Source organism: Acinetobacter sp. H1(2024) (genome assembly GCF_046557555.1).
Classification (GTDB): Bacteria; Pseudomonadota; Gammaproteobacteria; order Pseudomonadales; family Moraxellaceae; genus Acinetobacter; species Acinetobacter seifertii.
The window spans coordinates 387,003-396,262 of record NZ_JBKGFO010000004.1; the positions used below are offsets into that span (position 1 = coordinate 387,003).

At 42.0% G+C, this 9,260-nt stretch carries 8 protein-coding genes and 1 tRNA gene; all 9 read right to left on the reverse strand.

Translation table 11 applies throughout. The features are described 5' to 3' along the window. Nucleotides 1–18: 18 nt before the first annotated feature. Nucleotides 19–4,107, reverse strand: a complete 4,089-nt coding sequence (rpoB, locus tag ACLCEG_RS13705) for a DNA-directed RNA polymerase subunit beta (RefSeq protein ID WP_004699165.1) — start codon at nucleotides 4,105–4,107, stop codon at nucleotides 19–21. A gap of 304 nt (nucleotides 4,108–4,411) precedes the next feature. After that, the gene (rplL, locus tag ACLCEG_RS13710; protein ID WP_001229360.1) at nucleotides 4,412–4,783 is read right to left on the reverse strand and encodes a 50S ribosomal protein L7/L12; all 372 of its coding nucleotides are present in this window, start codon (nucleotides 4,781–4,783) and stop codon (nucleotides 4,412–4,414) included. 42 nt (nucleotides 4,784–4,825) lie between these two features. After that, nucleotides 4,826–5,332: a 50S ribosomal protein L10 gene (rplJ, locus tag ACLCEG_RS13715; protein ID WP_002157004.1), complete on the reverse strand. Its 507-nt coding sequence runs from the start codon at nucleotides 5,330–5,332 to the stop codon at nucleotides 4,826–4,828. Between the two features lie 319 nt (nucleotides 5,333–5,651). Beyond that, nucleotides 5,652–6,347 carry a 50S ribosomal protein L1 gene (gene rplA, locus ACLCEG_RS13720; protein WP_019456806.1) on the reverse strand — a complete coding sequence of 232 codons (696 nt, stop codon included), beginning with the start codon at nucleotides 6,345–6,347 and terminating at the stop codon, nucleotides 5,652–5,654. A gap of 3 nt (nucleotides 6,348–6,350) precedes the next feature. After that, complete coding sequence (gene rplK, locus ACLCEG_RS13725; protein ID WP_001074682.1) at nucleotides 6,351–6,779, reverse strand: 50S ribosomal protein L11; 429 nt, start codon at nucleotides 6,777–6,779, stop codon at nucleotides 6,351–6,353. 109 nt (nucleotides 6,780–6,888) lie between these two features. Beyond that, the gene (gene nusG / locus ACLCEG_RS13730; protein ID WP_003654499.1) at nucleotides 6,889–7,422 is read right to left on the reverse strand and encodes a transcription termination/antitermination protein NusG; all 534 of its coding nucleotides are present in this window, start codon (nucleotides 7,420–7,422) and stop codon (nucleotides 6,889–6,891) included. Between the two features lie 7 nt (nucleotides 7,423–7,429). Next, entirely contained in the window at nucleotides 7,430–7,870 is a 441-nt protein-coding gene (gene secE / locus ACLCEG_RS13735) for a preprotein translocase subunit SecE (RefSeq protein ID WP_004699177.1), read from the reverse strand. A gap of 75 nt (nucleotides 7,871–7,945) precedes the next feature. Continuing rightward, nucleotides 7,946–8,021, reverse strand: a tRNA-Trp gene (locus tag ACLCEG_RS13740). A 60-nt stretch (nucleotides 8,022–8,081) separates the two neighbouring features. After that, nucleotides 8,082–9,260 (reverse strand): elongation factor Tu (tuf, locus tag ACLCEG_RS13745; protein ID WP_019456510.1); only part of this gene is annotated, 1,179 nt, incomplete at its 5' end.

Here is a 9,260-nt window from a genome sequence, read left to right on the forward strand (position 1 = left end):
AATCGTGAGTCTTACGACTTAGTCACCATTTTTCAGTTCAATGTTGATACCTAAAGAACGGATCTCTTTGGTCAATACGTTGAACGATTCAGGCATACCCGGATCCATATAATGGTTACCATCTACAATATTCTTATAGATGCGAGTACGTCCTTCAACGTCATCCGACTTCACTGTAAGCATTTCTTGAAGGGTATATGCTGCACCGTATGCTTCAAGTGCCCATACTTCCATCTCACCGAAACGCTGACCACCGAATTGTGCTTTACCACCAAGCGGCTGTTGTGTAACAAGTGAGTAAGAACCAGTTGAACGCGCATGCATCTTGTCATCAACCAAGTGGTTCAACTTAAGCATGTACATGTAACCAACAGTTACTGGACGATCAAACTGTTCACCTGTACGTCCGTCAAACAATACTGTTTGACCTGTACGTGAAATGTCAGCTAATTCAAGTAAATCTTTAATTTGACTTTCTTCAGCACCATCAAATACCGGAGTAGCCAAAGGCACACCAGCGCGCAAGTTGCCTGAAAGTGCTAGGATTTCGTCATCCGTTAAGCTATCAAGATCTTCTTGCTCGCCACCGACTTTGTTATAAATCTTGTCTAAGAATTCACGTAGCTCTAGAACTGTACGTTGTTCTTTCAACATTTTTTCGATTTTGTCACCAAGCCCTCTAGCCGCCATACCCAAGTGAGTCTCAAGAATCTGACCCACGTTCATACGAGATGGTACACCCAGTGGGTTCAATACGATATCTACTGGTACACCATTAGCATCGTGTGGCATGTCTTCAACAGGTAAGATGTTAGAAACAACACCCTTGTTACCGTGACGACCAGCCATCTTATCACCAGGCTGAATACGACGTTTAACAGCTAAGTAAACCTTAACAACTTTTAATACACCAGTTGTTAACTCGTCACCTGTTGCAAGCTTACGTTTCTTCTCAGCAAATTTCTCATCGATTTCTGCGCTCTTCTCTTTCAAGAATACTTGAATTTGAGTTAAACGCTCAGCGATTGCTTCATCTGTTGGCTGGATTTCAAGTAAATCAACAAGCTCTAAACCAGATAATAAATCTTCAGAAAGTTTATCACCGCGTTTAGTTGAACCACCGCCATTAGACTCTTGGCCTTTAAGTAAACGAATTACACGTTCACGAGCCGCTTCTTCGAAGATTTTATATTCTTCTTTCAAGTCTTTACGGTAAGAATCAAGCTGTGCTTTTTCAATCGCTAATGCACGGTCATCTTTCTCTAAGCCATCACGAGTGAAGACTTGAACATCGATAACTGTACCTTTAGTACCAGATGGAACACGTAAAGATGAATCTTTAACGTCAGCAGCTTTTTCACCAAAGATTGCGCGAAGCAATTTTTCTTCAGGAGTTAACTGAGTTTCGCCTTTAGGCGTTACTTTACCAACTAAGATGTCACCAGCAGTAACTTCAGCACCGATATAAACGATACCTGATTCATCAAGTTTAGAGAGCGCAGCTTCACCTACGTTAGGAATATCAGCAGTAATTTCTTCTGCACCTAACTTAGTATCACGTGCTACACATGACAATTCTTGAATATGAATAGAAGTTAAACGGTCTTCTTGAAGAACACGCTCAGATAACAAGATCGAGTCTTCATAGTTGTAACCATTCCATGTCATGAACGCTACACGCATGTTTTGACCAAGCGCAAGTTCACCCATGTCTGTAGACGGACCGTCTGCCAAGATGTCACCACGAGCAACTTTGTCGCCCAAATTCACGATAACATTTTGGTTAATACAAGTATTTTGGTTTGAACGTGTATATTTGATGAGGTTATAGATATCTACACCCGCCTCACCAGCAACCATTTCATCTTCGTTTACACGAATAACGATACGAGAAGCATCTACAAATTCAATTGCACCACCACGATTTGCGATTACACACACACCAGAGTCACGTGCTACGTTCGCTTCCATACCAGTACCAACAAGTGGCTTGTCAGCACGTAAAGTAGGAACAGCCTGACGTTGCATGTTCGAACCCATCAATGCACGGTTCGCGTCATCGTGTTCAAGGAATGGAATAAGTGATGCAGCAACAGATACAACCTGCTGTGCAGAAACGTCCATATGCGTCACTTTTTCAGGTGGCATACGTACGAATTCACCTTGGTGACGAACAGAAACGAAGTCTTCTGTTAAGTTGCCATCTTTATCTACAGCAGAATCGGCCTGTGCAATAACAGTGCCTACTTCTTCAATAGCAGATAAATATTCAACCGCATCAGTTACACGACCATCTACAACTCGGCGGTAAGGTGTTTCCAAGAAACCGAAATCATTCGCTTTTGCATATACAGAAAGCGAGTTGATCAAACCAATGTTTGGACCTTCAGGAGTTTCAATTGGACAAACACGACCATAGTGAGTTTGATGTACGTCACGTACTTCGAAGCCAGCACGCTCACGTGTTAAACCACCAGGACCAAGCGCAGATACACGACGCTTATGTGTAATCTCAGATAATGGGTTGTTTTGGTCCATGAACTGAGATAATTGGCTTGAACCAAAGAATTCTTTGATTGCCGCAGCAACTGGCTTAGCGTTAATCAAGTCTTGTGGAGACAAGTTATCTGTTTCTGCTTGGCTTAAACGTTCTTTAACAGCACGCTCAACACGAACTAAACCAACACGGAATTGGTTCTCTGTCATTTCACCAACAGAACGTACACGACGGTTACCTAAATGGTCGATATCGTCTACTTCGCCTTTACCGTTACGGATTTCAACCAATGTACGTAATACATCGATGATATCTTCGTGCGACAAAATACCTTCAACTTCACGAGACTTTTGATCAGTACCAACTTCGTAAGGACGACCTAAACGACGGTTGAACTTCATACGACCTACTGGAGATAAGTCATAACGCTCAGAAGAGAAGAATAAGTTGTTGAACAAGTTTTCAGCAGCTTCTTTTGTTGGCGGCTCGCCTGGACGCATTACTTTATAAATTTCAACTAAAGCTTCTTCACGTCCTGCTGTTGTGTCTGCACGCAATGTATCAGCAACAAAAGAACCACGATCGATGTCGTTTGTGAACAGGATGTTAAATTGCTTAACACCACCTTCCGCTAACTTCACCATCACTTCATGGCTTAATAACGTATTCGCAGCAATTACTTCACCATCACGTAAAGTAATATCTTCAGCAGTAATACGCTCATATAAGTATTCATCAGGAACTGAAAGCTTAGTTAAACCTGAAGCTTCCATTTGACGTACATGGCGCGCGTTAATACGTTTACCTTGCTCAACAATGACTTTACCTTCATTGTCAGTAATATCAAATTGAGCCATTTCACCACGTAAACGCTCAGGAACAAGGTCAATTTGATAACTACCCATGTCTAGGTACACAGGTACTTTTTCGTAGAACAAATTCAAGATTTGTTCATTGTTATAACCTAGTGCACGTAACACAACAGTAGCAAGTAATTTACGACGACGGTCAATACGTACGTAAACTAGATCTTTTGCATCGAACTCGAAGTCTAACCATGAACCACGGTAAGGAATGATACGTGCTGAATACAACACTTTACCACTTGAGTGAGTCTTACCTTTATCATGGTCGAAGAACACACCTGGTGAACGGTGTAATTGAGATACGATTACACGCTCAGTACCATTGATTACAAAGGTACCATTTTCAGTCATGAGTGGCATTTCACCCATGTAGACTTCTTGTTCACGTACGTCTTTAATTGATTTAGTTTCGCGATCTTTAATAATCAAACGAATTTTTACGCGCATTGGTGCCGCATAAGTCGAACCACGTAAAATACATTCACGCACATCAAACTCAGGCTTACCAAGGCTATACTCAACAAATTCTAAAGCAGCATTGCCAGAATAACTTTCTATAGGAAAAACTGAACGAAATGCGGCCTGGAGACCGATATCTTCACGGTTTTTTGGAGATTTGCCACCTTGCAAGAACGTTCTATACGAATCGACCTGAATCGAGAGTAAGTACGGTGCTTCCATTACTTGGGGCAACTTACCAAAATTCTTACGGATCCGTTTCTTTTCGGTATATGAGTATGCCATCTGGAGTCCTCGGAAAGTAAACCAAGCCCGCCTGCAGAACGGGCTCAGAAGGAATTACACAGGCCGATATGGCCACCACTGCTTACAAATGCTGCAACTTTTAGTGGTACTAAAACACTTAACAATATTTTTTAAAAAGAAAAATATTGGTAAGCATTTGAAATTAATTGATTTATTTAGTTTTTTCTAAAAAATAAACAAAACTAACAAAAATCGAGCCGATTATTGTAACGCAAAAAGGCTGATGACCCAAGAGCCATCAGCCATTTTATGGAGCCGATTTAAAAACCGACTCCTTTTACAATTACTTAAGTGTAACTGTAGCACCAGCTTCTTCAAGTTTCTTCTTAAGTTCTTCGCCTTCTTCTTTAGAAACGCCTTCTTTAAGAACTTGAGGAGCACCTTCAACCAGGTCTTTAGCTTCTTTAAGACCAAGGCCAGTTGCTTCACGAACTGCTTTAATAACAGCTACTTTGTTAGCACCGAAAGAAGTCAACTCAACGTTGAATTCAGATTGTTCTTCAGCAGCTGCAGCAGCGCCACCAGCTGGAGCAGCAACAGCAACAGCAGCAGCAGAAACGTTGAATTTCTCTTCGAAAGCAGAAATTAATTCAACAAGTTCAAGAACAGTTTTTTCAGCAACTGCGTTTAAGATTTCTTCGTTAGTTAAAGCCATGAGAATAACTCCAAATGGATATTGAATGGTGTGTAAAATTGATTAAGCAGCTTCTGACTCGTTTTTCTCTTTGAGCGCTGTAATGAGGCGACCCAATTTCGAAATAGGAGCTTGAAGAACAGAGGCAAGCATAGTAAGCGCTTTCTCTTGGTTTGGAAGATTAGCAATTACGCTAACATCAGCACCTTGATAAACTTTGCCGTCAAATGCAGCAGCTTTTAATTCAAATGCTTTGTTAGTTTTTGCAAATTCTTCAAACAAGCGTGCAGCTGCACCCATGTCATCTTCAGAAGTTGAAAAACCTAGAATTGTTGGACCAACAAGGTTGTCGTTCAAGATATCAAATTGAGTACCTTGGAATGCGCGCTTAGCCAAAGTGTTACGTACGATACGTGTAGTTACACCTAACTTACGAGCTTCAACACGAAGTGTTGTTAATTGCTCTACGCTTAAACCTTGATAGTCAGCAACAACGGCTGCAAACGCTTTAGAAGCAACTTCACTTACTTCTGAAACGATCTGTTTTTTGTCTTCGATAAGAAGAGCCATTGTAAAACCTCCTAAGGTGATTTATGCACCCAATGGGCACACTCCCAATTCGTAAGCCTTTCGACTTACACGCGGAGGAGGAACAAATCACACCACCGCGTCTACGCAGGCTGGATTATTAAGAAAAGCCGCTATCCGAAAATAACGCCTTCTCGCCTGAGGTCTTTGACGCTGATAAATTCTCATTCATCAATTCAAAGTCCGCCTGATAAGCAAGAGTCAAAGCGTTGCTTTAACTGCGCAAAAATAGAAATTTATTTCTATTTTTGCTACCTACTCAATCAGGACTTTAAAATTCTGTACAGAACTAAGTTAAAACTTAGTTAGAAACGTTGTTTACATCAACAGTAAGACCAGGACCCATAGTTGAGCTCAAAGTGATCTTTTTGATGTATACACCTTTAGAAGTTGCAGGTTTTAACTTTTTCAAGTCAGCAACTAAAGTTTCAACGTTTTGGCGGATTGCAGCAGCATCAAAGCCAACTTGACCAATCGCAGCGTGGATAATACCCGCTTTGTCTACACGGTAACGAGCCTGACCAGATTTTGCGTTTTTAACAGCATTCGCAACATCAGGAGTTACAGTACCTACTTTAGGGTTTGGCATTAAACCACGTGGACCAAGAATTGTACCGAGCTTACCAACAACACGCATAGCGTCTGGAGCAGCGATCACAACATCAAAGTCAAGGTTTCCACCTTGGATGCTTTCAGCAAGGTCATCAAAACCTACAACATCAGCACCAGCTTCTTTAGCAGCTTCTGCTTGAGCGCCTTGAGCAAATACAGCTACACGTACAGTTTTACCAGTACCTGCAGGTAATGTAGTAGCACCACGAACAACCTGATCAGATTTACGTGGGTCTACACCAAGATTTACAGCAACATCCAAAGATTCTTTGAATTTTGCAGCAGGTAGGCTGTTAAGAACTTCTACCGCTTCTTCCAAAGTGTAAACTTTGTTTGCTTCAACAGCAGCAGCAATGGCTTTTTGACGTTTAGTTAACTTTGCCATGTCTTATAGCTCCACTTCCAAGCCCATAGAACGTGCAGAACCAGCGATGGTACGAACACGTGCGTCTAAATCAGCACCAGTTAAATCTGGCTCTTTAGTAGTCGCAATTTCTTCTAACTGAGCACGAGTCAACTTACCAACTTTAGTTTTGTTTGGTACAGATGAACCCTTTTGGATACCAGCAGCTTTCTTAAGAAGAATAGAAGCTGGAGGAGTTTTCATGATGAATGTGAACGACTTGTCGTTGTACACAGTAATCACTACAGGAATTGGAAGACCTGGTTCAACTTTTTGTGTAGCAGCATTGAATTCTTTACAGAATGCCATGATGTTTACACCACGTTGACCTAATGCAGGACCAATTGGTGGAGATGGATTTGCTTTACCAGCTGGAACTTGCAGCTTGATATAGCCGTCAATCTTCTTAGCCATTTTAAAATACCTCTGGGTACAAACGCCGCTAGGCTCCCCAATCTTTACGCAACACTACTGTTACAACAACAATGCCCGATAAAATCGGGCGCTTTTCAACCAATTGAGATTAAATCGTTTTTTCGACTTGACGAAATTCGAGTTCAACCTGAGTTGGTCGATTAAATACATTAATCGTCAACGTTAAACGTGACTTTTCGTATTGAACCTCTTCCACCACACCCTTAAAATCAGTGAATGGGCCATCAATAACGAGTAATTCTTCACCTGGTTCAAACATCGTCTTAGGACGTGGAGCTTCACCAGTATTACGTACACGCGCAAGAATCGCATCTGCTTCACGTTGAGTGATTGGCGCAGGTTTTTCAGGTGTACCACCGATAAAACCTAATACTTTCGGACATTCTTTAACAATATGCCAAGTATCGTCATTCATTTCCATTTCAACTAACACATAGCCAGGAAAGAATTTACGCTCAGACTTACGTTTCTTGCCATCCTTCATTTCTACCACTTCTTCGGTAGGAACAAGGACATCACCAAAGCTATCAGCAACAGCGCTACGCTGGATTCGTTCTGTAAGCGAACGCAACACTTGTTTTTCATAGCCAGAGTAGGCATGAATAATGTACCAACGTTTCATAGCTCTTTTACCCGATAATCAACTTAATTAACCAACCCAAACCATAGTCAAAGCACCATAAAACCAATGATGCAACAACTACAACCAATAGAACCTGCCACGATGTAGTGACTGTTTCTTGTTTTGTTGGCCAAGTTACTCGACGCAATTCGACTCGTGCATCTTTTAGCAAACGAACGAAGCCTTTACCTTGATGGGTGGCGTATAATAAACCTAAAGCCACAACGATACAAGCTAAAATTGCACCAACGCGGACCCAAACATTATTTGCAGGTGCCCAATACGCTGGCAAGTGCTGATTCACCATAGTAGCCGAAAGCAACAATGCAATTGCAATCACCCATAGAACAATATCTAGAGGCGAACCAGAACGAACAACTTCAGCAGAATTATTTCTTTGAGGAATTGGCGCGTCGCTCAATGCGTCACGCGATTTATCATTCGACATTTTTGTACTCGTCGTAGAACTCGCGACTTATTATATGAACAACTAAGCCAGCATCAAGCTTTTTATTTCAAAATATGGCAGGTCAGGAGGGACTCGAACCCCCAACATTCGGTTTTGGAGACCGACGCTCTACCAATTGAACTACTGACCTATAATGCAAGTTGAGAGCCAAAGCCCTCAACTTGAGACGTAATCCGTCACTATATTATGCTTATGCAGTTACTTTCGCAACAACACCAGCACCTACAGTACGACCACCTTCACGGATCGCAAAACGTAGACCTGGGTCCATTGCGATTGGGTGGATTAATTCTACTGACATTTCAACGTTGTCACCTGGCATAACCATTTCAACGCCTTCTTTCAACTGGATTGCACCAGTTACGTCAGTTGTACGGAAGTAGAACTGTGGACGGTAACCATTTAAGAATGGAGTGTGACGACCACCTTCTTCTTTAGAAAGTACGTATACTTCTGCGTCGAATTTAGTGTGCGGCTTGATTGTACCTGGTTTAGCAAGTACTTGACCACGCTGTACGTCTTCACGCTTAGTACCACGAAGTAATACACCACAGTTCTCGCCTGCACGACCTTCGTCAAGAAGTTTACGGAACATTTCTACGCCAGTTACAGTTGTTTTAACTGTATCTTTAATACCAACGATCTCTACTTCTTCACCAACTTTAACAATACCTGATTCTACACGGCCTGTTACTACAGTACCACGACCAGAAATTGAGAATACGTCTTCGATCGGCATTAAGAATGCTTTGTCGATAGCACGTTCTGGTTCTGGGATGTAAGAGTCAAGAGCTGCTACAAGAGCAAGAACTGATTCTTCACCGTAAGGACCTGCTTCACCGTTAAGAGCAGCAAGAGCTGAACCACGGATTACTGGAGTGTCATCACCTGGGAAGTCATAAGTAGAAAGAAGTTCACGAACTTCCATTTCTACTAATTCAAGTAATTCTTCGTCATCAACAAGGTCGCATTTGTTTAAGAATACGATGATGTAAGGTACACCAACCTGACGAGAAAGAAGGATGTGTTCACGAGTTTGTGGCATTGGACCGTCAGTCGCAGCACATACAAGGATCGCGCCGTCCATCTGAGCAGCACCAGTGATCATGTTTTTAACGTAATCGGCGTGGCCCGGGCAGTCAACGTGTGCGTAGTGACGAATTGGAGAATCGTATTCTACGTGTGAAGTATTAATTGTAATACCACGTGCTTTTTCTTCAGGTGCTGAGTCGATTTGTGAGTAATCTTTCGCTTCACCGCCGTAAGTTTTTGCACAAATAGTTGCAATCGCAGCAGTTAAAGTTGTTTTACCATGGTCAACGTGACCGATTGTGCCCACGTTTACGTGTGGCTTATTACGTTCAAACTT

What these genes read in the sequence shown, in the direction of transcription:
- nusG (WP_003654499.1), bottom strand. Translation starts at nt 7,422, where the DNA reads ATGAAACGTTGGTACATTATTCATGCCTACTCTGGCTATGAAAAACAA.
- rplL (WP_001229360.1), bottom strand. Translation starts at nt 4,783, where the DNA reads ATGGCTTTAACTAACGAAGAAATCTTAAACGCAGTTGCTGAAAAAACT.
- rplJ (WP_002157004.1), bottom strand. Translation starts at nt 5,332, where the DNA reads ATGGCTCTTCTTATCGAAGACAAAAAACAGATCGTTTCAGAAGTAAGT.
- rplA (WP_019456806.1), bottom strand. Translation starts at nt 6,347, where the DNA reads ATGGCAAAGTTAACTAAACGTCAAAAAGCCATTGCTGCTGCTGTTGAA.
- secE (WP_004699177.1), bottom strand. Translation starts at nt 7,870, where the DNA reads ATGTCGAATGATAAATCGCGTGACGCATTGAGCGACGCGCCAATTCCT.
- rpoB (WP_004699165.1), bottom strand. Translation starts at nt 4,107, where the DNA reads ATGGCATACTCATATACCGAAAAGAAACGGATCCGTAAGAATTTTGGT.
- rplK (WP_001074682.1), bottom strand. Translation starts at nt 6,779, where the DNA reads ATGGCTAAGAAGATTGACGGCTATATCAAGCTGCAAGTTCCAGCTGGT.